General features: G+C 63.0%; 18 protein-coding genes. 16 read left to right on the top strand and 2 right to left on the bottom strand.

All coding sequences use genetic code 11. The features are described from left to right. Positions 1-27: 27 nt before the first annotated feature. Entirely contained in the window at positions 28-2427 is a 2400-nt protein-coding gene (locus tag ACP15O_RS09100) for an ATP-dependent helicase (protein ID WP_425095762.1), read from the top strand. A 504-nt stretch (positions 2428-2931) separates the two neighbouring features. Here ACP15O_RS09100 and ACP15O_RS09105 read toward each other — a convergent pair. After that, positions 2932-3150 (bottom strand): DUF1127 domain-containing protein, encoded by a 219-nt coding sequence (locus ACP15O_RS09105; protein WP_425095763.1) that lies wholly within the window; start codon positions 3148-3150, stop codon positions 2932-2934. A gap of 255 nt (positions 3151-3405) precedes the next feature. On the opposite strand from ACP15O_RS09105, the gene ACP15O_RS09110 reads away from it, so the two are divergent. The 9 genes from ACP15O_RS09110 (at position 3406) to murD (ending at position 14318) form a co-directional block, all read left to right on the top strand. After that, positions 3406-4476, top strand: a complete 1071-nt coding sequence (locus ACP15O_RS09110; RefSeq protein WP_425095764.1) for an Mrp/NBP35 family ATP-binding protein — start codon at positions 3406-3408, stop codon at positions 4474-4476. Between the two features lie 662 nt (positions 4477-5138). Further along, a complete protein-coding gene (locus tag ACP15O_RS09115; protein ID WP_425095917.1) occupies positions 5139-5633 on the top strand; it encodes a division/cell wall cluster transcriptional repressor MraZ in 495 nt (164 codons plus the stop codon). Then, a complete protein-coding gene (gene rsmH / locus ACP15O_RS09120; protein WP_425095765.1) occupies positions 5633-6610 on the top strand; it encodes a 16S rRNA (cytosine(1402)-N(4))-methyltransferase RsmH in 978 nt (325 codons plus the stop codon). Before ACP15O_RS09115 ends, rsmH begins: the two co-directional genes overlap by 1 nt. After that, positions 6610-6957, top strand: a complete 348-nt coding sequence (gene ftsL, locus ACP15O_RS09125; protein WP_425095766.1) for a cell division protein FtsL — start codon at positions 6610-6612, stop codon at positions 6955-6957. The genes rsmH and ftsL overlap by 1 nt, the downstream gene beginning before the upstream one ends. After that, a complete protein-coding gene (locus ACP15O_RS09130; RefSeq protein ID WP_425095767.1) occupies positions 6954-8738 on the top strand; it encodes a peptidoglycan D,D-transpeptidase FtsI family protein in 1785 nt (594 codons plus the stop codon). The genes ftsL and ACP15O_RS09130 overlap by 4 nt, the downstream gene beginning before the upstream one ends. A gap of 17 nt (positions 8739-8755) precedes the next feature. After that, positions 8756-10240 (top strand): UDP-N-acetylmuramoyl-L-alanyl-D-glutamate--2,6-diaminopimelate ligase, encoded by a 1485-nt coding sequence (locus ACP15O_RS09135; RefSeq protein ID WP_425095768.1) that lies wholly within the window; start codon positions 8756-8758, stop codon positions 10238-10240. Then, the gene (locus tag ACP15O_RS09140) at positions 10237-11670 is read left to right on the top strand and encodes a UDP-N-acetylmuramoyl-tripeptide--D-alanyl-D-alanine ligase (RefSeq protein WP_425095769.1); all 1434 of its coding nucleotides are present in this window, start codon (positions 10237-10239) and stop codon (positions 11668-11670) included. The genes ACP15O_RS09135 and ACP15O_RS09140 overlap by 4 nt, the downstream gene beginning before the upstream one ends. 48 nt (positions 11671-11718) lie before the next feature. Continuing rightward, positions 11719-12801 carry a phospho-N-acetylmuramoyl-pentapeptide-transferase gene (gene mraY, locus ACP15O_RS09145; protein ID WP_425095770.1) on the top strand — a complete coding sequence of 361 codons (1083 nt, stop codon included), beginning with the start codon at positions 11719-11721 and terminating at the stop codon, positions 12799-12801. Between the two features lie 113 nt (positions 12802-12914). Continuing rightward, positions 12915-14318, top strand: a complete 1404-nt coding sequence (gene murD / locus ACP15O_RS09150) for a UDP-N-acetylmuramoyl-L-alanine--D-glutamate ligase (protein ID WP_425095771.1) — start codon at positions 12915-12917, stop codon at positions 14316-14318. Here murD and ACP15O_RS09155 read toward each other — a convergent pair. Beyond that, positions 14315-15499, bottom strand: a complete 1185-nt coding sequence (locus tag ACP15O_RS09155) for a BaiN/RdsA family NAD(P)/FAD-dependent oxidoreductase (protein ID WP_425095772.1) — start codon at positions 15497-15499, stop codon at positions 14315-14317. The genes murD and ACP15O_RS09155 overlap by 4 nt on opposite strands. Positions 15500-15669: 170 nt before the next feature. Here ACP15O_RS09155 and ftsW point away from each other — a divergent pair, with 170 nt between their 5' ends. The 6 genes from ftsW to murB all read left to right on the top strand — a co-directional run bounded on the left by ftsW (position 15670) and on the right by murB (position 21798). Next, the gene (gene ftsW / locus ACP15O_RS09160; RefSeq protein WP_425095774.1) at positions 15670-16836 is read left to right on the top strand and encodes a putative lipid II flippase FtsW; all 1167 of its coding nucleotides are present in this window, start codon (positions 15670-15672) and stop codon (positions 16834-16836) included. Beyond that, positions 16833-17927: a UDP-N-acetylglucosamine--N-acetylmuramyl-(pentapeptide) pyrophosphoryl-undecaprenol N-acetylglucosamine transferase gene (locus ACP15O_RS09165; protein WP_425095775.1), complete on the top strand. Its 1095-nt coding sequence runs from the start codon at positions 16833-16835 to the stop codon at positions 17925-17927. Before ftsW ends, ACP15O_RS09165 begins: the two co-directional genes overlap by 4 nt. A gap of 4 nt (positions 17928-17931) precedes the next feature. Then, on the top strand, positions 17932-19332 hold the full coding sequence (gene murC / locus ACP15O_RS09170) for a UDP-N-acetylmuramate--L-alanine ligase (protein ID WP_425095776.1): 1401 nt from the start codon (positions 17932-17934) through the stop codon (positions 19330-19332). Positions 19333-19416: 84 nt separating this feature from the next. Next, positions 19417-20628 carry an APC family permease gene (locus ACP15O_RS09175; RefSeq protein WP_425095777.1) on the top strand — a complete coding sequence of 404 codons (1212 nt, stop codon included), beginning with the start codon at positions 19417-19419 and terminating at the stop codon, positions 20626-20628. Further along, entirely contained in the window at positions 20625-20888 is a 264-nt protein-coding gene (locus tag ACP15O_RS09180; RefSeq protein ID WP_425095778.1) for a DUF2484 family protein, read from the top strand. The genes ACP15O_RS09175 and ACP15O_RS09180 overlap by 4 nt, the downstream gene beginning before the upstream one ends. After that, the gene (murB, locus tag ACP15O_RS09185) at positions 20875-21798 is read left to right on the top strand and encodes a UDP-N-acetylmuramate dehydrogenase (RefSeq protein WP_425095779.1); all 924 of its coding nucleotides are present in this window, start codon (positions 20875-20877) and stop codon (positions 21796-21798) included. The genes ACP15O_RS09180 and murB overlap by 14 nt, the downstream gene beginning before the upstream one ends.

Raw genomic sequence — 21798 nt, forward strand, 5'->3', positions numbered from 1 at the left:
TTCGCGCTTGCCGCTAGATTGCCGCGCATGAGCCAGTCTGACATCCCCACTCCTAAGCTTTCTCTTTCCGCGCAGGCGCTGGCGCAGCGGCCGATGCCCTATCTGGACGAGCTGAACGCCGCACAGCGCGCCGCCGTTGAGGCGCTGGACGGCCCCGTTCTGATGCTGGCGGGCGCTGGCACCGGCAAGACCAAGGCGCTGACCACGCGGATCGTGCATCTGCTGAATACGGGGCGGGCGCAGCCCAATGAAATCCTGTCCGTCACCTTTACCAACAAGGCCGCGCGCGAAATGAAGGATCGGGTGGGCCGGATGCTGGGCCACGCGGTCGAGGGAATGCCCTGGATGGGCACTTTCCATTCCATCTGCGTGAAACTGCTGCGCCGCCATGCCGAATTGGTGGGGCTGAAATCGAATTTCACCATTCTGGACACGGATGATCAGGTGCGGCTGCTTAAACAGTTGATTGCAGCCAATCATATTGATGAAAAACGCTGGCCCGCGCGGCAATTGGCCTCGATCATCGACAATTGGAAAAACCGGGCCTGGACCCCGGCGCAGGTGCCGGCCTCGGATGCGGGGCATTTCAACAATCGCGGCACCGAGCTGTACGATCAATATCAGACCCGCCTGCGCGAGCTGAACGCGGTGGATTTCGGCGATCTGCTGCTGCATATGGTCACGATTTTCCAAAAACATGACGACATTCTAGAGCGTTACCGCCGCTGGTTCCGCTACATCTTGGTGGACGAATACCAGGATACGAACGTGGCCCAGTACCTGTGGCTGCGGCTGCTGGCGGGCGGGCATAAAAACATCTGCTGCGTGGGCGATGACGATCAGTCCATCTATGGCTGGCGCGGCGCCGAGGTGGGCAATATCCTGCGGTTTGAAAAGGATTTTCCCGGCGCCGAGGTGATCCGGCTGGAGCAGAATTATCGCTCGACCCCGCATATTCTGGCCGCCGCGTCCAACGTGATCAAGGGCAACGAGGGGCGGCTGGGCAAAACGCTCTGGACAGAAGCGGAAGAGGGCGAAAAGGTCCGCCTGATCGGCTTGTGGGATGGCGAGGCCGAGGCGATCTGGGTGGGCGAAGAAATTGAGGCCCTGCAACGCGGCACCCGCGGATTGCGGCCCTATGGTCTGGATCAGATGGCCATTCTGGTGCGCGCCTCGCATCAGATGCGCGCGTTCGAGGACCGTTTCCTGACCATCGGGCTGCCTTACCGGGTGATCGGCGGGCCGCGTTTCTATGAGCGGATGGAGATTCGCGATGCCATGGCCTATTTCCGGGTCGTGACCTCGCCCAGTGACGATCTGGCGTTCGAGCGGATCGTGAACACCCCCAAACGCGGGCTGGGCGACAAGGCGCAGCAGACCATTCAGGCCCTCGCGCGCGCCAATGGCGTGCCCCTGCTGGAAGGCGCGCGGCTGGCGCTGGCTGAGGGGGTAATCAAGGGCAAAGGCGGCGCGAATCTGCGCCGGCTGGTCGATGAGCTGGCCCGCTGGAACGCGATGACGCGCGGCCCTGTTGTGGCTTATCAGGACGCGGACGATGACGTGCTGGACGAGGGCGCGCAATACGGCGAACCTGAGGTCTCGCATGTGGAACTGGCGCAGATCATTCTGGACGAATCCGGCTATACCGCCATGTGGCAGAATGACAAAACACCCGAGGCGCCGGGCCGTCTGGAAAACCTCAAGGAACTGGTCAAGGCCTTAGAGCAGTTCGAGAATCTGCAAGGCTTCCTGGAACACGTCAGCCTGATCATGGACAATGAACAGGGCGATGATGGCGAAAAGGTCAGCATCATGACCCTGCACGCGGCCAAGGGGCTGGAATTCCCCGCAGTGTTCCTGCCCGGATGGGAGGATGGGCTGTTTCCGTCCCAACGCAGCATGGATGAATCCGGTCTCAAGGGCCTGGAGGAAGAGCGCCGCCTGGCCTATGTGGGCATCACCCGCGCCGAGGAAATCTGCACGATTTCCTTCACGGGGAACCGGCGGGTGTTCGGGCAGTGGCAATCGCAGATGCCCTCGCGGTTTATTGACGAATTGCCCGAAGATCACGTGGATGTGCTGACCCCGCCGGGGCTCTATGGGGGCGGGTACGGTGCGGCGCAGCCCTCGGGTGTTCGTTCCGGGGTGGAAGAGCGGGCCGCGCGGGCCGATGCCTATAATTCGCCCGGCTGGCAGAGAATGCAGGCGCGGGCGAACGCGCGCCCTGTCAGTCAGCCGCGCTCTGCGGTGATCGAGGCGACGGCCACCAGCAGCTTTGCGCTGGGAGATCGGGTGTTCCATCAGAAATTCGGCTATGGCGCGGTGATCGGCATCGAAGGCGACAAGCTGGAGATTGCCTTTGAAAAAGCGGGCCCCAAAAAGGTGGTGGCGCGCTATCTGTCCGGGGCGGACGATATACCGTTCTGAGCCCGATCGGCGTGGCGCCTTGAGTATTTTTTCAGAAAGAAGCGGAAGGGCGGGCGCTATTTCAGCGCGCGCATTTGTGCTGTCTGCGCGGCGCAGCTGTAATTGTGCGGGCGGAAAAGGAAAACGGCGGTGCCCAGGGAGGAGGAGAGGGCACCGCCGTCTTTGTAACGGTCGATCCAGGGAGGAGGAGAGGATCGCCGTATTCGGTGTCAAACTGCGGTGACCTTCAGGGAGGAGGAGAGAAGGCCACCGCGCTTGACAACGAAGGCACCCAGGGAGGAGGAGAGGGCCCTTCGTATTCTGTTTAAGTGCGGCGATCCTCAGGGAGGAGGAGAGAGGATCGCCGCTCTTTGCTACGAACACCTCAGGGAGGAGGAGAGAGGTATTCGCATCTGTCTGGGCCTTTGGACCCGAATTAGGTGCGGCGACATCAGGGAGGAGGAGAGATGTCACCGCTTTTCCAGAAATCCCAGGGAGGAGGAGAGGGATTTCCGAAGAGTATTCTTAATGCGCGTCCAGGACGTGCTCGTATGCCACCGAGCGGATCTGAGCGCGGCACAGGCCAAGGTCACGCAGTTCAGCGTCGCTTAGCGCGGCCAGTTCGTTCAGGGTCCGGCGGTAGGTTTTGTACCGGGCGAAACGCGCGCCCATCTTCTTTGTCAGGGCGGCGAAACGATCAGCGATGCCACCATTTTCGGTGCGGATGTCCGATGCGTATGCCATTTTGATAACTTTCGTCTGTTCGCGTCTTGCTGTGTTGAGACTAAGATGGGGGAATTGCTGCAATTGCACAATGGTCTATGCTGCATTGCAGCTATGCGTGAAGTGCATAAGTATTGTTGACCTATCGTAAACATGCATTCTGGATGCAATTTCAGGCAGTTTTCGTGGGTCTTAGGGGGATCGCCCTTGCTTTGGTCTCAAAAAACGGCACCTATTAGCGCGAAATTTCCGCAAGATCCCCCCAAGGAGCCCTCTATGTCCGTCACCCGCCAGCAGGTCGAGCAAGCTTTGTCCCGAATCGAATTGCCCGGAGGCGGGACGCTGTTGTCGCGTGATGTGCTGCGTGCCTTGGTGGTGGATCAGGGGCAGGTCAGCTTTGTGATTGAGGCGCCCAGCCCGGATGCGGCCCGTCAGATAGAGCCGGCCCAGGCGGCGATCGAGGCGGCGGTAAAGGCCCTGCCGGGGGTTTCTTCGGTGCGTGTGGCGCTGACGGCGCATGGCCCGGCACAGCAAAAGCCCGCGCCCAGCCTGAAAATCGGGGGGCATCCCAAGCCTCAGGCCGGACCCACCAAGCCGGCGGGTGTGGATAAAATTCTGGTAGTCGGTTCGGGTAAGGGCGGCGTGGGCAAATCTACCGTGTCCTCAAACCTGGCGGTGGCGCTGGCGAAGGCGGGGCGCAAAGTAGGGCTGCTGGATGCCGATATATACGGGCCTTCGCAGCAGCGTATGATGGGCACCACCAAGCGCCCTGCCAGCCCCGATGGCAAAACAATCGAGCCCCTGCACGCCCATGGCGTTACTTTGATGTCCATTGGCATGATGATGGATCCGGAGAAAGCCGTGATCTGGCGTGGCCCCATGTTGATGGGGGCGTTGCAGCAGATGCTGGGGCAGGTTCAGTGGGGGCAGCTGGACGTGCTGATCATCGACTTGCCGCCGGGCACGGGCGATATCCAGCTGACCTTGTGTCAGAAAACCCTGCTGACGGGGGCGGTGGTGGTCTCGACCCCGCAGGATGTGGCGCTGATTGATGCGCGCAAGGCAATCGACATGTTTAACACGCTGAAAACGCCGGTTCTGGGGCTGATCGAAAACATGTCGGTCTATCACTGTCCCAAATGCGGACATGAAGAGCATATCTTTGGCCATGGCGGTGTCGCTGAGGAGGCGCGCGCATTGGGGGTGCCCTTGTTGGCCGAATTGCCGATTGATCTGGAAACCCGGCTGGCCGGAGACGCGGGGACACCCGTTGCGGCCGGGGACGGGCTGATGGCGCAGGCCTATGCCCGCATCGCCGAGCGCCTGATCCAGGGCGGCATGGCCTAAAGCCTTTCTGGGAAATCACGGGAACTTTGGGAATTCACGGGACCGGGCGGTCCCGTGGTTGGATCGGGCTGGGCTGATGGGGCTCAAACCGAATCACTTGGGCGCGATTTTCGCGTGATTTCAGATGAATCCCCCGGATTTTTGGGAAACTCCTTTTGGCTCAGTGCCTCTGATGCGGCGTCCTCTTGGAAAATAATGGGAGAGCGCGGGATTTTTTTACGGCACCTTTTCTGACACAAGATGTAGCGAGGGCTGTCTTTCAATCGTCAATTTATGCGCCTAAGCCTGTGGATAACTCTGAAATGCAGTGCCTAGAACGCAGCCACTTTGCCTGGCATTATATGGTGTGCCCAGGATTTCCTGTTGATTTCCATGAATTCCCATGGCATCCCTAGTTCATCGAATGAGAACGGGCGCAGGGGCGCAAGACCCCGAACCAAATAATAAAAAGCAGGTTTCATACAGGCTCCGCTTTCATCGAACCAAGAGATCCGGCGCGCGGGCGAGCAGACATCCCCCCAGGTGGCGCGCGCAGCTGGACACACCCCGCATAGCGGGACGAGGGCGGCGAATTGGGCAGTGGCAGCAGCTCAATTCGCCGTTTTCCGTAAATAGGCCCAGCAACGGGCAGGGACAGGTAAAGGAGCGCCGCATTGGCCGGCATGTTCATAGGCGAACACACCTTCAAGGTGGACGGAAAGGGACGCGTGTCGATCCCTTCCGATTTTCGTCATGAATTGTCCGAAGGCGACCCGCTGGCCGCAACCTCTGGCCGTCCCCGCATGGTGATCGTGTATGGTCACGCCTCGCAAAAACAACTGATTGTCTACACGTTTGACGGATTCAAGGCCCTGGCCGAGGAAATCCGCGCGCTTCCCCGCGGCTCGAAGCGCCGCAAGATCATGGAGCGGATGATCCTGAATCTGGCCCGCACCACCGAGCTGGACAGCGATGGCCGGTTCGTTCTGCCGCAGATGTTGCGCGATAAGATCGCGCTGGACGGCACCGCCTATTTCGCCGGCATGGGCGAAACCTTCGAAATCTGGAAACCCGAAACCTTCGACGAGGAAAACGCGCAATTCGCCGAGGACTGGATCGAGGAAATGGGCCCCGGCGCGGATCCGCTGGCCCTGCTGGACGCGTTGGAGGATGAGTGATGTCGGACGCTGACAATCCTCATATTCCTGTTCTTCTGCGGCCGCTTCTGAAAGCGGTCGCGCCTGTCTCGGGGGTATGGTTGGACGGCACGTTCGGCGCGGGCGGCTATACGCGCGGGCTGCTGGCTGCTGGTGCGGACAAGGTGATCGGCGTGGATCGTGACCCATTGGCGTTTGAAATGGCCGCGCCCTGGATCGGCGAATATGGCGACCGGCTGGAACTGGTGCAGGGCGTGTTTTCCAAGCTGGACGAATATGCCAGCGATCTGGACGGGGTGGTGCTGGATCTGGGCGTCAGCTCGATGCAGCTGGACCTGGCCGAGCGTGGGTTTTCCTTCATGAAAGACGGCCCGCTGGACATGCGGATGAGCCAGTCCGGCCCCACGGCCGCTGACATCGTGAACACCGCCTCGGAAACCGAGCTGGCCGACATCCTGTTCACCTTTGGCGAGGAGCGCGCCAGTCGCCGCATCGCCCGCGCCATCGTGCAGGATCGCGATGCGCAGCCCTTTACCACAACGCTGCAACTGGCCGGTCTGATCGAACGCCTGCTGCCGCGTAAAAAGCCCGGCCAGTCGCACCCCGCGACTCGCAGTTTTCAGGCGCTCCGCATCGCGGTGAATGCCGAATATGACGAGCTGATCGGAGGGCTGGAGGCCGCCGAACGCGCGCTCAAACCCGGCGGAAAACTGGCCGTTGTGACGTTCCATTCGATCGAGGACCGCATGGTCAAACGCTTCTTTCAGGGGCGGGCGGGCAGCGCGGGCGGAAACCGCTATGCGCCCGAGGTGCAGGCCGAACCCGCGCAGTTTGAACAGGTGACGCGCAAGGCCATCGGCCCGGACGATCAGGAATTGGCCGAGAACCCGCGTTCGCGCAGCGCCAAGCTGCGGGTGGGCATTCGCACCGATGCTCGGGCCGGGGTGACGGACCGCAAAAAACTGGGGATGCCGATGCTGAGGAAAGGAAAAAGGTAATGCGCAGCGTACTTTATGTCCTGACCGCGATGGCGGTGATTGGTCTGGCCTTCTGGGCGTATCGGGAAAATTATCAGACGCAGGCCGCCCTGGATCGGGCGGAAAAGCTGCACAGTCAGATCGCCGCCGCGCGGGCGCGTCTGGGGATGCTGCGCGCTGAATGGGCCTATCTGAACCGGCCCGAGCGTTTGCGCGAACTGGCCGTGCTGAACTATGAAAAGCTAGAGCTGATGACCTTTGCCCCCGAACAGTTCGGGCGCGTGGATCAGGTGGCCTATCCGGCAGATACCACGCTGGATTCTCTGCCCGACGCGGTCGAGATTTCCTCGGTTCGGGGGACGCAATGATCCGCACGCCGCTCCGTCCTCTGGCCCGCATTCTTGAGGCCCGCACCAAGGGTGAAAACCCCGACGCGATCGAACGAGAGAACATCCGCCTGCGCCACGAGGCGATGCGTGATCGCGCCCGCCTGCGCGCCGAAAGCCGGCTGATGCTGCTGGCGCTGACTTTTGTCTGTGCTTACGGCGTGATCGGGTTCCGCATGGGGCACCTGGCCGCCAGCGAACCGTCCGAGCCGCGCGCCGTGGCCGCCGGGGCGCAGATCCGGGCGCAGCGGGCCGATATTGTGGACCGTCAGGGCCGCATTCTGGCGACGAATATCGAAACGCACTCGCTCTATGCCGATCTCAAACACATGCTGGAGCCCGAACGCGCCGCGCGCGAGCTGGCCTCGATTTTCCCCGAAATGGACGAGGCCCGGCTGGTCAAGGATTTCACCGGCAAGCGCAAATTCATCTGGCTGCGCAAGAAGCTGAGCCCAGAACAGAAGCAGGCCGTGCACGATATTGGCGAGCCGGGGCTGCTGTTTGGCCCGCGTGAGATGCGGCTTTATCCGAATGGCAAACTGGCCGCGCATGTTCTGGGCGGCGCCAGTTTCGGCCTGGAGGATGTGAACGCCGCCGAGGTAATCGGTGTCGCCGGTGTCGAACGTAAATTCGAAAAAGAGCTGCGCGATCCGGCCCGTGCGGACACGCCGTTGCAGCTGTCTTTGGACCTGGCGGTTCAGGACGCGGCCGAGCGTGTTCTGGCCGGCGGCATGGCGCTGATGAATGCCAAGGGCGCGGCCGCCGTGCTGATGGATGTGCACACGGGCGAGGTGATCTCGCTGGTGTCGCTGCCCGATTTCGACCCCAACGATCGCCCGCGTCCGCCCACCAAAGGGCACGCGGCGGATAGCGCTTTGTTCAATCGTGCCGTGCAAGGTGTGTACGAGCTGGGCTCAACCTTCAAGATTTTCGCGGCGGCTCAGGGGATGGAGCTGGGCCTGATCAATCCCACCACCGAGATCGACACGCGCGGCCCCCTGCGCTGGGGCAAACATCGCATTCGCGACTTCCACAATTACGGCTCGAAATTGACCGTGACCAAGGTGATCGTAAAATCCTCGAATATCGGGACGGCCCGGATTGCGCAGATGATTGGCATTGCACGGCAGAAGAAGTTCCTTGAAAATCTTGGGTTTTTCGAGCCTACCCCCTTGGAGATCGTAGAGGCCAATACCGGCAAACCCCTGTTGCCGCCCAGCTGGTCCGAACTGTCAACCATGACCATTTCCTATGGCCACGGCCTGTCGGCCACACCGTTGCATCTGGCGGCGGGCTATGCGGCGATTGCCAATGGCGGAACCCGCGTGAAGCCCACGATCCTGAAGCGCAACCAGCCGCAGCGGGGGGCGCGTGTGATGTCGGCTCAGGCGGCGGCGGCCTCTCGCGTGATGCTACGCAAGGTTGTTACCGAGGGCACCGCCAGCTTTGGCGAGGTCGCAGGGTACGAAGTGGGCGGCAAGACCGGCACGGCGGATAAGCCCAAGGAAAACGGCGGCGGCTATTATGATGACAAGGTGATCGCCACCTTTGCCTCGATGTTCCCGGCCAGCGATCCGAAATACGTGCTGGTGGTCACGCTGGACGAGCCGGTGGAAACCACGGGTGCCAAACCGCGCCGTACCGCAGGCTGGACGGCGGTGCCCGTCGCGGCCGAGATGATCCGGCGGATCGCGCCCTTGCTGGGGTTGCGGCCCGCGATTGAACATGGGGCGGCGGCTGATATAACGCTGACGTCGAACTAAGCCAGAAGAGGCGCAAGATGTCAGGGCAGATCAAATCGCTTTCGGAACTGGGCCTGACAGCTTTGGGGGGGCGCGAGGCCAGGATCACCGGGCTGGCCGTGGACAGCCGCGAGCTGCGCGAGGGTTTCCTGTTCGCGGCGCTGCCCGGAACCAAGGTCCACGGGGCCAGTTTCATCCCCACCGCCATCGCCCAGAAGGCCGCGGCCATTCTGACGGACGCCGCGGGCGCGCAGATCGCAGCGGCCGCGTTAGAGGGCGCAGATGTGGCTCTTGTCCTGGCCGAGGATCCGCGTCAGACCTTGGCCTATACGGCGGCATTGTGGTTCGGCGCGCAGCCACCGGTGATGACGGCGGTGACGGGCACGAATGGCAAGACCTCGGTCGCGACGTTCACGCGGATGATCTGGTCTGAGCTGGGCTATGACGCGGTGAATCTGGGCACGACGGGGGTAGAGGGGGCCTATCAGGCGCCTTTGCAGCACACCACGCCCGAACCGATCACCCTGCACCGGGTTCTGTCCGATTGCGCCTTTGCCGGGGTCACCCACGCCGCGATGGAGGCCTCCAGCCACGGGCTGTCGCAGCGCCGGCTGGACGGGGTGCATCTGAAGGCGGCGGGCTTTACCAATTTCACCCAGGATCACCTGGATTATCACGCGACATTTGACGACTATTTCAACGCCAAGGCCGGCCTGTTCGATCGTGTCCTGTCCGAGGGCGGCGTTGCCGTGATCAACATCGACGATCCGCGCGGGGCCGATATGGCGCGGATCGCGGCCTCGCGCGGGCAGGCGGTGATCTCGGTCGGGCAGGGGGCGCAGGCCCGTCTGCGCCTGCTGGGTCAGCGTTATGAGGCCACCGGACAGCTGATCCGCTTTTCCTATGAGGATGAGATCTACCTGATGAACCTGTCCCTGATCGGCGGGTTCCAGGCGGAAAACGTGTTGCTGGCCGCCGGGCTGGCCATTGGCTGCGGCGAGGAACCGGCGCAGGTGTTCGAAACGCTGCCCTTGCTGAAAACGGTGCGCGGGCGGATGCAGCTGGCGGCGACGCGGGCGAACGGGGCCTCGGTTTTCGTGGATTACGCCCATACGCCCGATGCGGTGGCCACGGCGCTGCGCGCGATGCGTCCGCATGTGATGGGGCGGCTGATTGCCATCATCGGCGCGGGCGGGGACCGGGATACGACAAAGCGGCCTCTGATGGGGCAGGCGGCGGCGGAGAATGCCGATCTGGTGATCGTGACCGACGATAACCCCCGCTCTGAAGATCCCGCTGCGATCCGTCAGGCGGTCTTGATGGGCTGCCCCGGAGCCCAAGAGGTGGGCGACCGCGCCGAGGCCATCCTGCGCGGGGTGGATGCTTTGGGGCCGGGCGATGCCCTGCTGATTGCCGGTAAGGGCCATGAACGGGGGCAGATCGTGGGCGAAGATGTGCTGCCTTTTGACGATGTGGAACAGGCCAGCATGGCCGTGATGGCGCTGGACGGGGGATTGGCATGAGCCTGTGGACTGCTGCCGAGGCCGCCGCCGCAACCGGCGGGCGCGCTGTTGGGGATTGGGCTGTCGGGGGGGTCTCGATCGACACCCGGACGCTGCAACCGGGCGATCTGTTCGTCGCGCTGAAGGCCGCCCGCGATGGCCATGATTTCGTTGCACAAGCGCTGGAGAAAGGCGCCGGGGCGGCTCTGGCCAGCCGGGTGCCTGAAGGCGTGGCCGCAGATGCGCCCTTGCTGATCGTGCGCGACGTGCTGACCGGGCTGGAGGATCTGGCCCGCGCCGCCCGTCTGCGCACTAAGGCGCGGGTGGTGGCGGTGACCGGCTCGGTTGGCAAAACCTCGACCAAGGAAATGCTGCGCACGGTGCTGGCGGGGCAGGGGAAGACCCACGCCGCCGAGGCCAGCTATAACAATCACTGGGGCGTGCCGCTGACGCTGGCGCGGATGCCGGCGGACACGGATTATGCGGTGATCGAGATCGGCATGAGCAACCCCGGAGAGATCGCCCCCCTGGCCCGTCTGGCGCGCCCGCATGTGGCGATGATCACCACCGTTGCCGCCGCCCATCTGGAGGCATTCGAGAACCTGGACGGCATCGCCCATGAAAAGGCCAGTATCTTTGAGGGGCTGGAACCCGGCGGCGTGGCTGTGGTCAATGGCGATCTGCCCACCAGTGCCATTTTGGAAAACACCGCCCGTCAGCACGGGGCCCGGCTGATCACCTTTGGCCAGGCGCGGCGGAACCATCACCGGCTGACGGATGTCAAACTGGTGGACGATGTGACCGTGGCGCAGGGCCGCGCCTGGCGCCGGCCGGTGCTGTTCAAGGTGATGGCCGCCGGGCGGCACTTTGCGGTGAATGCGATGGGGGTGATGGCTGTCGCTCAGGCGCTGGGGATGGACACGACCATGGCGGCCAGCGACATCGCGCAATGGCTGCCCCCCGCAGGGCGCGGTTTTCGTGAACGCATCCAGCTGGACAAGGTGATCGAGGAACAGGCGATCGAGCTGATCGACGACGCGTTCAACGCCAATCCCACCTCTCTGGCCGCCGCGCTGGAGGTGCTGGCCGCCGCCCATCCGGTGGATGGGGTGGGCCGCGTGGCGCGGGGGCGGCGGGTGGCCATTCTGGGCGATATGCTGGAACTGGGCCCCGATGAGATGGACCTGCACGAGGCCATCGCCGATCTGCCCTATCTGGGCGCGATTGACATTATCCATTGTGTCGGCCCGCGGATGAATAAGCTCTGGGCGAAACTGCCCATGTCCAAACGCGGCGACTGGACCGAAGAGGCCGGCCCGATGGCCAAACGCGCTCATCGGCTGATTGATGCCGGTGACGTGGTGCTGGTGAAGGGGTCAAAGGGCAGCAAAGTGTCCCTTGTTGTTGACGCCATCAAGAAACTGCGCCAAGGGACCCCCCAACCTGAATAAAGCAAGGGCCGAAGGCGATCTCGGCGCCGGACTGGAAGGACTGAATACATGCTCTATTGGCTGACCGAGCTGTCGGATGGTGGCGATTTCTTCAACCTGTTTCGCTATATTACCTTCCGCTCGGGCGGGGCATTCATGACGGCGCTGATCTTCGGTTTTATCTTCGGTCAGCCTCTGATCAACGTGTTGCGCCGCAAGCAGGGCAAAGGCCAGCCGATCCGCGATGACGGCCCCGAGGGCCACTTCGTCAAGGCCGGCACCCCCACCATGGGCGGGCTGCTGATCCTGTCGGCCTTGGTGGTGTCCACGCTGCTATGGGCGCGGCTGGACAATCCGTTCGTGTGGCTGGTGCTGTTCGTGACCATGGCCTTTGGCCTGATCGGCTTTGCCGATGATTTCGCCAAGGTCAGCAAGCAAAATACGGCAGGCGTGCCGGGCCGGGTGCGTTTGCTGCTGGGCTTTTTAATCTCGGGCATCGCAGGATACTGGGCGACGCTGTATCACCCCGAGGCGCTGCAATACAAACTGGCCCTGCCGGTGTTCAAGGATACGCTGATCAACCTGGGCTATATCTTTATTCCCTTTGCGATGATCGTGATTGTCGGCTCGGCCAATGCGGTGAACCTGACGGATGGGCTGGATGGGCTGGCGATCATGCCAGTGATGATTGCCAGCGCCACGCTGGGGGTGATTGCCTATGCGGTGGGCCGTGTGGATTTCACCGAGTATCTGGACGTGCATTACGTGCCGGGCACGGGGGAAATTCTGATTTTCGTGGCCGGTCTGGTGGGCGGAGGCCTGGGGTTCCTGTGGTATAACGCGCCGCCGGCGGCCGTATTCATGGGCGACACCGGATCGCTGGCCCTGGGCGGAGCTTTGGGGGCGATTGCCGTGGCCACCAAACACGAGATCGTTCTGGCGATTGTGGGCGGCCTGTTCGTGGTCGAGGCTTTGTCTGTGATCATTCAGGTGCTGTATTTCAAGCGCACCGGAAAGCGCGTGTTCCTGATGGCGCCGATCCATCACCATTATGAGAAAAAAGGGTGGGCGGAGCCTCAGATCGTGATCCGGTTCTGGATCATTGCGTTGATCCTGGCGATGATCGGGCTGGCGACGCTGAAGGTGCGCTAAGCGTTTCAATTGCGGCGCCGGGCGGGTGGTTCTGGTGTGCAGTGAGTATTTGGGTCAGAAAGAAACGGGCTGAGCCTGCGTGAGGCGGGCAGCGTTGGGCGTGGGAGAGTGGCATGATTCCGGTCAGGGGATTCGTAGGTCAGCAGGTGGCGGTTCTGGGGCTGGGGCGATCCGGGCTGGCGACGGCGCGGGCTTTGAAGGCAGGCGGGGCGGAGGCCGTGTGCTGGGACGATAATCCGGCGGCGCGCGTGGCGGCCGAAGATGAGGGATTTGCGATCCGTGATCTGAAAAAGCAGGGGGCGTTCGAGGGCATCGCCAGCCTGATCGTTAGCCCTGGCATTCCGCATCTGTATCCTGAGCCGAACAGGGTGGTGTGTGCTGCCTGGGCGGTCGGGGTGCCGGTGGATAATGATATTGGGTTGTTTTTTCGCTCGGTTGCCAGTGGGGCCTGGGATGAGTTCGACACGCCGCCTCGGGTGATTGCGGTGACGGGATCGAATGGGAAATCGACGACCTCGGCGTTGATCCATCATGTCTTGAGCGAAGCGGGGCATCCGGTGCAATTGGCGGGCAATATCGGGCGCGGGGTGTTGGATATTGATCCGCCCGGCGATGGGGGGGTGGTGGTATTGGAGCTGTCCAGCTATCAGACCGATCTGGCGCGGGCTTTGACGCCGGATGTGGCGGTGTTCACCAACCTGAGCCCCGATCATCTGGATCGCCATGGCGGCATGGGGGGATATTTCGCGGCCAAGCGGCGGCTCTTTGCCGAGGGCGGGCCGGATCGGGCCATTATCGGTGTGGATGAACCCGAGGGGCAGTATCTGGCCAATCAGCTGTCCGAAGGGCCGGGGGATGCGCGGGTTATTCAGGTGTCTGTGGACCGCAAGCTGACCGGGCCGGGCTGGCAGGTCTGGGCGCGCAAGGGATTCCTGAGCGAGTATCGCAAGGGGCGTCAGGTGGGCGCGATTGATTTGCGCTCGATCACCGGCTTGCCGGGGGCGCATAATCATCAGAATGCCTGCGCGGCCTATGCGGCTTGCCGGGCGTTGAATCTGGCACCGCGCCTGATCGAAGATGCGTTTCACACCTTCCAGGGGTTGCCGCATCGCAGCCAGACCATCGCCGAGGCGGGCGGGGTGCGCTATGTGAACGATTCCAAGGCCACCAATGTGGACAGCGCGGCCAAGGCTTTGCAGGCGTTTCAGAACATCCGCTGGATTTGCGGCGGGCTGGAAAAAGAAGGCGGGCTGGAGCGGCTGCAACAGGCGGCGGGCAATGTGAAAAAGGCCTACGTCATCGGGCGTGAGGCCGCGCATTTCGCGATGCAGCTGGACGGGATCGAGGCCGAGGTGTGCACCGATATGCAGACCGCCGTTGCTCGCGCGATGGCCGAGGCAGATCCCGGCGATACGGTTTTGTTGGCCCCGGCGGCGGCCAGTTTTGACCAGTATGACAATTTCGAACAGCGCGGCGAGGATTTCGCATCCTGCGTTCTGGGCGCGCTGGACGTTTAGGCGGTGCGCGCCCGGATCGCCTGACCTGCGGCCCAGCCCGAGGACCAGGCCCATTGGAAATTGAAACCGCCCAGCCAGCCGGTCACGTCCACGGATTCGCCGATGAAATAGAGGCCGGGGACGGATTTGGACTCCATCGTCGCTGAGTTCAGCCCCTCCGTGTCGATCCCGCCCAGCGTGACCTCGGCGGTGCGGTAGCCTTCGGAACCGGCGGGGGTTAGCCCCCAGTTGTGAATGCGATCCGCCAGGGCGCGCAGGGATTTATCGCTCTGATCGGCCAGATTGCCGGTCAGCGCCCATTCCGTACTCAGGTGATCGGCCAGACGGGTGGGCAGGATCTGGCCCAGCATGGTGGACAGGTTTTTCCGGCCCGCCGTCTGGCGCAGGGCGCGTAGTGTGTCGAACGCATCGGCACCGGGCAGCAGGTTCACGCAAATATCCTGCCCCTCGTGCCAGTAAGAGGAGATTTGCAGCACCGCAGGCCCCGAGATCCCGCGGTGGGTGAACAGCATGTTTTCGTCAAAACTGGTGCCATTTGCCGCCGTGCGCACCGGCAAAGACACCCCCGCCAGCCCCGTAAACCGCTGGGGCGGGAAAGTCAGAGGCACCAGGCCGGGGCGCGTGTCCGTCACCGCCAGGCCAAACTGTCGGGCAATGTCATAGGCCAGCCCGGTCGCGCCCATCTTGGGGATGGATTTGCCGCCCGTCGCCACCACCAGATTATGCGCGGTTACGGTTTTGCGGCGGCCGTTGTTTTGGGTGACAACGCGGAAACCGCTTTCGTCGCGCGTTACCTCGGCAATTTCAGCCTCCAGCCAGACGGTGGCGTCGGCCTTGGCGGCTTCGGCCAGCAGCATGGCCACGATCTGTTTGGCCGAGCCATCGCAGAACAGCTGCCCCAGCGTTTTTTCATGCCAGGCGATGCCGTGGCGGCTGACCAGCTCGATGAAATCCCACTGGGTATAGCGTGCCAGCGCGGATTTGACGAAATGCGGGTTCGCGGACAGGAAATTGCCCGGATCGGCGTACATATTGGTAAAATTGCAGCGCCCGCCGCCCGAAATCCGGATCTTCTCTGCTGGGGCCTTGGCATGGTCCAGCACAAGGCAGCGCCCCCCTGCATGGGCGGCGCACATCAGGCCGGCGGCTCCTGCGCCAAGGATCAGCGTATCATAGTTCATATGCCTCGCCTGCCTGAAGCGCGCCCGATTGGCAAGGGATTTGGCAAGGGCTTGCTGATCGGCCGGGTGTGTGGGGCTTTTATCTCTGGCCCCGAGGGGTACGATTCGGTACACTGACAAGAACAGACCCCGCAAAGGGGCGTTATTCAGAGGCAAAACGGCGGTATCCCATGACAGAGATGGTCTATGGTTCGGTTCCCGTTCGCGACGGTGAGCCAGTTCTTCCCAAATGGTGGCGGACGATCGACAAATGGTCGATGTCCTGCATCCTAATCCTGTTTGCCGTGGGGCTGCTGCTGGGCTTTGCCGCCTCGCCGCCGCTGGCCGAGAAGAACGGGTTTCTGCCCTTCCACTATGTGCAGCGCCAGGCCTTTTTTGGCGGAGTCGCTTTGGTCGTGATGCTGATTGCCTCGATGATGGGGCCGGTGATGGTGCGCCGTCTGGCGGTGCTGGGGTTCGTTGTGGCCTTTGTCGCGCTGCTGGGGCTGCCGTTCTTTGGCACGGATTTCGGCAAGGGCGCGACGCGGTGGTATTCGCTGGGCTTTGCCAGCGTGCAGCCGTCCGAGTTTCTGAAGCCCGCTTTCGTGATTGTGGCCGCCTGGCTGATGGCGGCAGCGCAGGAAATTCACGGCCCTCCGGGGCGGCTGTGGTCCTTTGGGCTGATGATCGTGATCGTCACCATTCTGGCGTTGCAGCCCGATTTCGGACAGGCCAGCCTGGTGCTGTTCGGCTGGGGCGTGATGTATTTCGTCGCCGGTGCGCCGATTTTGCTGCTGGTGGGCATGGCCGGGATGGTCGTGCTGGCGGGCACGTTTGCCTATAATAATTCCGAACATTTTGCCCGCCGGATTGATGGCTTTCTGTCGCCCGATCTGGATCCGCGCACGCAGCTGGGCTATGCCACCAATGCCATCCAAGAGGGCGGCTTTTTCGGCGTCGGCGTGGGCGAGGGTGCGGTGAAATGGTCTCTGCCCGACGCGCATACCGATTTCATCATCGCCGTCGCCGCCGAGGAATACGGCCTGGTTCTGGTGCTGTGCATCATCGCGCTCTATTCGGTGGTTGTGGTGCGCAGCTTCTTCCGCCTGATGAAGGAACGAGACCCGTTCATCCGTCTGGCCGGCACTGGTCTGGCCGCGATGTTCGGCGTGCAGGCGATGATCAATATGGGCGTGGCCGTGCGCCTGCTACCCGCCAAGGGCATGACCCTGCCTTTCGTCAGCTATGGGGGCTCGTCCCTGATTGCGGGGGGGATTGCCGTGGGGATGCTGCTGGCCTTTACCCGGACCCGTCCGCAAGGCGAGATCGGCGATATTCTACGAGGAAAATTCAAATGACCACGCAGCCTTTGCTGGTGATTGCTGCCGGGGGAACCGGCGGCCACATGTTCCCTGCGCAGGCCCTGGCCGAGGCAATGCTGCGCCGTGGCTGGCGGGTCAAACTGTCCACCGATGCGCGTGGCGCTCGCTATACGGGTGGCTTCCCGCATTCGGTTGAAATCGAACAGGTCTCCAGCGCCACCTTCGCACGCGGAGGGCTGCTGGCCAAGGCGGCCGTACCGTTCCGCATTCTGGGCGGCGTGCTGGGCATGATGATGCGGATGCGCCGCGACCGGCCCGCCGTTGTGGTGGGCTTTGGCGGCTATCCGTCCATTCCCGCGATCGGGGCGGCGACCTTGCTGAAACTGCCGCGCATGATCCATGAACAGAACGGCATTCTGGGCCGGGTGAACCAGATTTTCGCCCCCCGTGTGGATGCGGTGGCCTGCGGCACCTGGCCCACCGACCTGCCCGAGGGTGTTGAAGGGGTTCACACCGGCAATCCGGTGCGCAAGGCCGTGCATGACCGGGCGGGCGCGGGCTATATCAGCCCTGGCGAGTACCCCATGTCGATCCTGGTGATGGGCGGCAGTCAGGGCGCGCGCATCCTGTCGGATGTGGTGCCCGGCGCGATTGCCGCGCTGCCCGATGCGCTGTTGCAATATGTGCGCGTTTCGCATCAGGCCCGCGACGAGGATTTCGACCGCGTCACCCAATTCTACGCTGAGCATGGCATCGCCGCCGATGTGCAGCCGTTTTTCCACGACGTCCCCACCCGCATGAGCGAGGCGCAGCTGGTGATCTCGCGTTCCGGCGCGTCCAGCGTGGCGGATATTTCGGTGATCGGGCGCCCGTCCATTCTGGTGCCCTTTGCCGCAGCCACGGGGGACCACCAAACCGCCAATGCTCGTGGTCTGGTGGAGGCAGGCGCGGCCATCCTGATCCCGGAAAACCGGCTTGAGATTTCCACGCTGGCAGAGCAAATAGCCACCGTGCTGACCAACCCGCAAGGCGCGCAGATGATGGCGGGTGCCGCGCTTAGCTGCGGCAAACCCGAAGCGACAGAAGAGCTGGTGCAGATGGTGATGACGCTGGCAAAGAAGGACTGACAACATGAACGCAGCAACCAAGCTGCCCACCGATGTGGGCCCCATTCATTTCGTGGGCATCGGCGGGATCGGCATGTCCGGCATCGCCGAGGTGCTGCTGAACCATGGTTACACCGTTCAGGGCAGCGATCTGAAAACCAGCAAGATCACGGATCGCCTGGCCGGGATGGGCGCCACCATTTTCGAGGGCCAGCGCGCGGATAATCTGAAGGGGGCCGAGGTCATCGTGATCTCCTCCGCGATCAAACCGGGCAATCCTGAACTGGACGAGGCCCGCCGCCTGGGCCTGCCCGTCGTGCGCCGCGCCGAAATGTTGGCCGAGCTGATGCGCCTGAAATCCAACATCGCCGTTGCGGGCACGCATGGCAAAACCACCACCACCACGATGGTGGCCACCCTGCTGGATGCGGGCCATGTGGACCCGACCGTGATCAATGGCGGCATCATCCATGCCTATGGTAGCAATGCCCGGATGGGCGAGGGCGAATGGATGGTGGTCGAGGCGGATGAGTCCGACGGCACTTTCAATCGTCTGCCCGCCACCATTGCCATCGTCACCAATATCGACCCCGAACATATGGAGCATTGGGGCACGATCGAAAACCTGCGCCGGGGCTTTCTGGATTTCGTGTCCAACATTCCCTTCTACGGGCTGGCCGTCTGCTGCACCGATCATCCCGAGGTGCAGGCTTTGGTCGGTAAGATCACCGACCGGCGCGTCGTCACCTTTGGCTTTAACGCGCAGGCGGATGTGCGCGCCGCGAACCTGACCTACAAAAAGGGCGTGGCGCATTTCGACATTCTGTTGCAGGCCGAGGGTATCGTCATCGAGGGCTGCACCCTGCCCATGCCCGGCGATCATAACGTGTCGAACGCGCTGGCCGCTGTGGCCGTGGCCCGCCATCTGGGCATGAAAGCCGAGGAAATCCGCGCGGCGCTTGCGGCATTCAAGGGCGTGAACCGGCGTTTCACTAAGGTGGGCGAGGTGGGCGGCGTGACCATCATCGACGATTACGGCCACCATCCGGTGGAAATCGCCGCCGTGCTGAAAGCCGCGCGCCAAGCCACCGAGGGCCGCGTGATCGCGGTGCATCAGCCGCATCGTTATAGCCGCCTGCATTCCCTGTTCGAGGATTTCTGCGCCTGTTTCAACGATGCCGATGTGGTGGGCATCGCCGAGGTCTTCGCCGCCGGTGAGCACCCCATCGAGGGCGCCAGCCGGGACGATCTGGTGGCCGGGCTGGTCCAGCATGGGCACCGGCACGCGCTGGCCATTGCCTCGGAGGCGGATCTGGAGGCGCTGGTACGCGCCGAGGCCAGGCCGGGCGATATGGTTGTCTGTCTGGGCGCGGGGACGATCAGCGCCTGGGCGCATGGGTTGCCCGCACGTCTGGGGCAGGGCTGATCTGGCGCAAAGTTGCGTCTGGTCTGGCTGTGTTAGGGTGACTGTGCGGCGTTGCGGATGCGGCGCGGCTGTGCAGATGAGTATTTGGATCAGAAAGAAGGGCGCAGTGTGGGCGAGGATTTGAAGCGTCGGATCGGATTGGGGCTGCTGACGGCCTATGGTGTCGGTGTCATGGTGGGCGCGGGCATTTATGTGCTGGTGGGGGCGGTGGCTGATCAGGCGGGGATCTGGTCGCCTTTGGCGTTTATGGTGGCGGGGGCGATCGCGGCTCCGACGGCGCTGAGCTATTCTGAGTTTTCCACCCGCATTCCCGAAGCGGCGGGCGAGGCGGCCTATGTGGCCCGCGGGTTCGATATTCCGTTGATTGCGCTGATCGTGGGGCTGGCCATTGTCATGGCGGGCACTGTATCGGCGGCGGCTGTGTTGCGGGGCGGGGTGGGGTATCTGACCTCGGTTCTGGATGTGCCGGGCGCCTGGGCGATCATCGCGGTGGGGGCGGCGCTGACCCTTGTGGCCATTCTGGGGGTCCTGGAGAGCATGGCCCTGGCGGCGGTGTTCACGGTGATCGAGCTGGCTGGGCTGGGGCTTGTTGTGTGGGCCGGTTTCGGGGCCGAGGCGTCATCGGATTTCACCATCCCCGATGTGCCTGTCTGGTCGGGGATCGGGGCGGCGGCGGTTCTGGCTTTCTTTGCCTTTATCGGTTTCGAGGATATCGTGAACATGGCCGAGGAGGTGGAAAACCCCACCCGGACCATGCCGCGGGCGATCTTGTTATCGCTGCTGATCACCAGCGTGATTTATGCGCTGGTCAGCTTTGCCGCGATCCGGGCGGTGCCGCTGGAGGAGTTGGCGGCCTCGGAGCGGCCACTGGTTCTGGTATGGGAGGCTCATAGCGCGAGGGGAGGCAGTTATTTCGCGCTGATCGCGGTGGTGGCGGCGCTGAACGGGGTGTTGGCGCAGATCGTCATGGCCAGCCGGGTGCTGTTCGGGCTGGGCAAGCGTTATGGGATCTTGCGGCCGTTTCATCATGCGCATCCGCGGTTCGGCACGCCGGTTCTGGCCACTGCTTTGCTGGGCGGGATCGTGATTTTTGCCGCCGTCAACCTGCCGATCGCGTCACTGGCCGAGATGACCTCGACCCTGTTGCTGGCTGTGTTCGTGCTGGTCAATCTGGCGCTGATCGCCGTCAAGCGGGCCGAGCCCGACGCGCCTTTCCGTGTGCCCACCTATGTGCCTGTGCTGGGCGTGATTCTGGCCGGGGCGGCGTTGATTGTCAGCCTTTGGGGGATGGGATGAGTTGGTCGCTGATCCTGGCTTTGGTGTGGTTCGTGGTGGCCAATCTGGGGGCCATGGTGCCCAGCAGGCGCCATCACTGGCCCTTTGCCTATGGTCTGATCGCGGTGGGCATTCCCATTCTGGGCGCGGTGGTTTATCTGCATGGTCCCTGGATCGGGTTGCTGATCCTGGTGGCCGCCATGTCCGTTTTGCGCTGGCCGGTGATTTATCTGTTCCGCTGGATCAAGCGAAAAGGAAAGACCAAAGATGCAGATGCCTGAGGTGCGTGGTCGTCTGACCCCCGGCAAACCCCTGTCCGAGCTGACCTGGCTGCGTGTGGGCGGGCCGGCTGACTGGCTGTTCCAGCCCGCCGATGTTGAGGATTTGCAGGCGTTTCTGGCCTCTTTGGACCCTGAGGTTCCGGTGTTTCCGATGGGGGTTGGCTCGAACCTGATCGTGCGCGATGGCGGGTTGCGGGCCGTGGTGATCCGCCTTGGGCGGGGCTTTAACGGGATCAGCGTGCAGGGCAACCGCGTGACCGCCGGCACCGCCGCGCTGGATGCGCATGTGGCGCGCAAAGCGGCCGAGGCAGGGGTGGATCTGACCTTTCTGCGTACGATCCCCGGCAGTGTCGGCGGGGCGGTGCGGATGAACGCGGGCTGCTATGGTTCTTATGTGGCGGATGTGTTCGTGCAGGCGCGGGCCGTGACGCGCAGCGGCCAGATCGTGACGCTAAGCGCCGAGGATCTGCAATTCCAGTACCGCCAGGCGGACTTGCCCGACGGCATGGTGATATTCGAGGCCACCTTCGAGGGCCCCTCGGGCGATCCGCAGGAACTGGCGGACCGGATGCAGGCGCAATTGCAAAAACGCGATGAAACTCAGCCCACCCGCGATCGCAGCGCGGGCAGCACGTTTCGCAATCCGGCGGGGTTTTCCAGCACCGGGCGCGCCGATGATGTGCACGATCTGAAGGCGTGGAAAGTGATCGACAACGCCGGGATGCGCGGGGCTACGCGCGGGGGCGCGCAAATGAGCCAGAAACACTCGAATTTCCTGATCAATACGGGGGCGGCCACGGCGGCAGACCTGGAAGGATTGGGCGAAGAGGTACGAAAAAAGGTTTACGATTCTCAGGGGATCACGCTAGAGTGGGAAATCATGCGCATCGGTGAGCCGGCTGCGGATTAA

Origin of the sequence: Youngimonas ophiurae (nom. illeg.), from assembly GCF_049803795.1 — a bacterium.
In the GTDB taxonomy this organism is placed as follows: Bacteria; Pseudomonadota; Alphaproteobacteria; order Rhodobacterales; family Rhodobacteraceae; genus Thalassobius.

Bases quoted from the DNA above. Each gene is read 5' to 3' on its own strand.
- ACP15O_RS09100 (WP_425095762.1), top strand. From the start codon at position 28: ATGAGCCAGTCTGACATCCCCACTCCTAAGCTTTCTCTTTCCGCGCAG.
- ACP15O_RS09105 (WP_425095763.1), bottom strand. From the start codon at position 3,150: ATGGCATACGCATCGGACATCCGCACCGAAAATGGTGGCATCGCTGAT.
- ACP15O_RS09110 (WP_425095764.1), top strand. From the start codon at position 3,406: ATGTCCGTCACCCGCCAGCAGGTCGAGCAAGCTTTGTCCCGAATCGAA.
- ACP15O_RS09115 (WP_425095917.1), top strand. From the start codon at position 5,139: ATGTTCATAGGCGAACACACCTTCAAGGTGGACGGAAAGGGACGCGTG.
- rsmH (WP_425095765.1), top strand. From the start codon at position 5,633: ATGTCGGACGCTGACAATCCTCATATTCCTGTTCTTCTGCGGCCGCTT.
- ftsL (WP_425095766.1), top strand. From the start codon at position 6,610: ATGCGCAGCGTACTTTATGTCCTGACCGCGATGGCGGTGATTGGTCTG.
- ACP15O_RS09130 (WP_425095767.1), top strand. From the start codon at position 6,954: ATGATCCGCACGCCGCTCCGTCCTCTGGCCCGCATTCTTGAGGCCCGC.
- ACP15O_RS09135 (WP_425095768.1), top strand. From the start codon at position 8,756: ATGTCAGGGCAGATCAAATCGCTTTCGGAACTGGGCCTGACAGCTTTG.
- ACP15O_RS09140 (WP_425095769.1), top strand. From the start codon at position 10,237: ATGAGCCTGTGGACTGCTGCCGAGGCCGCCGCCGCAACCGGCGGGCGC.
- mraY (WP_425095770.1), top strand. From the start codon at position 11,719: ATGCTCTATTGGCTGACCGAGCTGTCGGATGGTGGCGATTTCTTCAAC.
- murD (WP_425095771.1), top strand. From the start codon at position 12,915: ATGATTCCGGTCAGGGGATTCGTAGGTCAGCAGGTGGCGGTTCTGGGG.
- ACP15O_RS09155 (WP_425095772.1), bottom strand. From the start codon at position 15,499: ATGAACTATGATACGCTGATCCTTGGCGCAGGAGCCGCCGGCCTGATG.
- ftsW (WP_425095774.1), top strand. From the start codon at position 15,670: ATGACAGAGATGGTCTATGGTTCGGTTCCCGTTCGCGACGGTGAGCCA.
- ACP15O_RS09165 (WP_425095775.1), top strand. From the start codon at position 16,833: ATGACCACGCAGCCTTTGCTGGTGATTGCTGCCGGGGGAACCGGCGGC.
- murC (WP_425095776.1), top strand. From the start codon at position 17,932: ATGAACGCAGCAACCAAGCTGCCCACCGATGTGGGCCCCATTCATTTC.
- ACP15O_RS09180 (WP_425095778.1), top strand. From the start codon at position 20,625: ATGAGTTGGTCGCTGATCCTGGCTTTGGTGTGGTTCGTGGTGGCCAAT.
- murB (WP_425095779.1), top strand. From the start codon at position 20,875: ATGCAGATGCCTGAGGTGCGTGGTCGTCTGACCCCCGGCAAACCCCTG.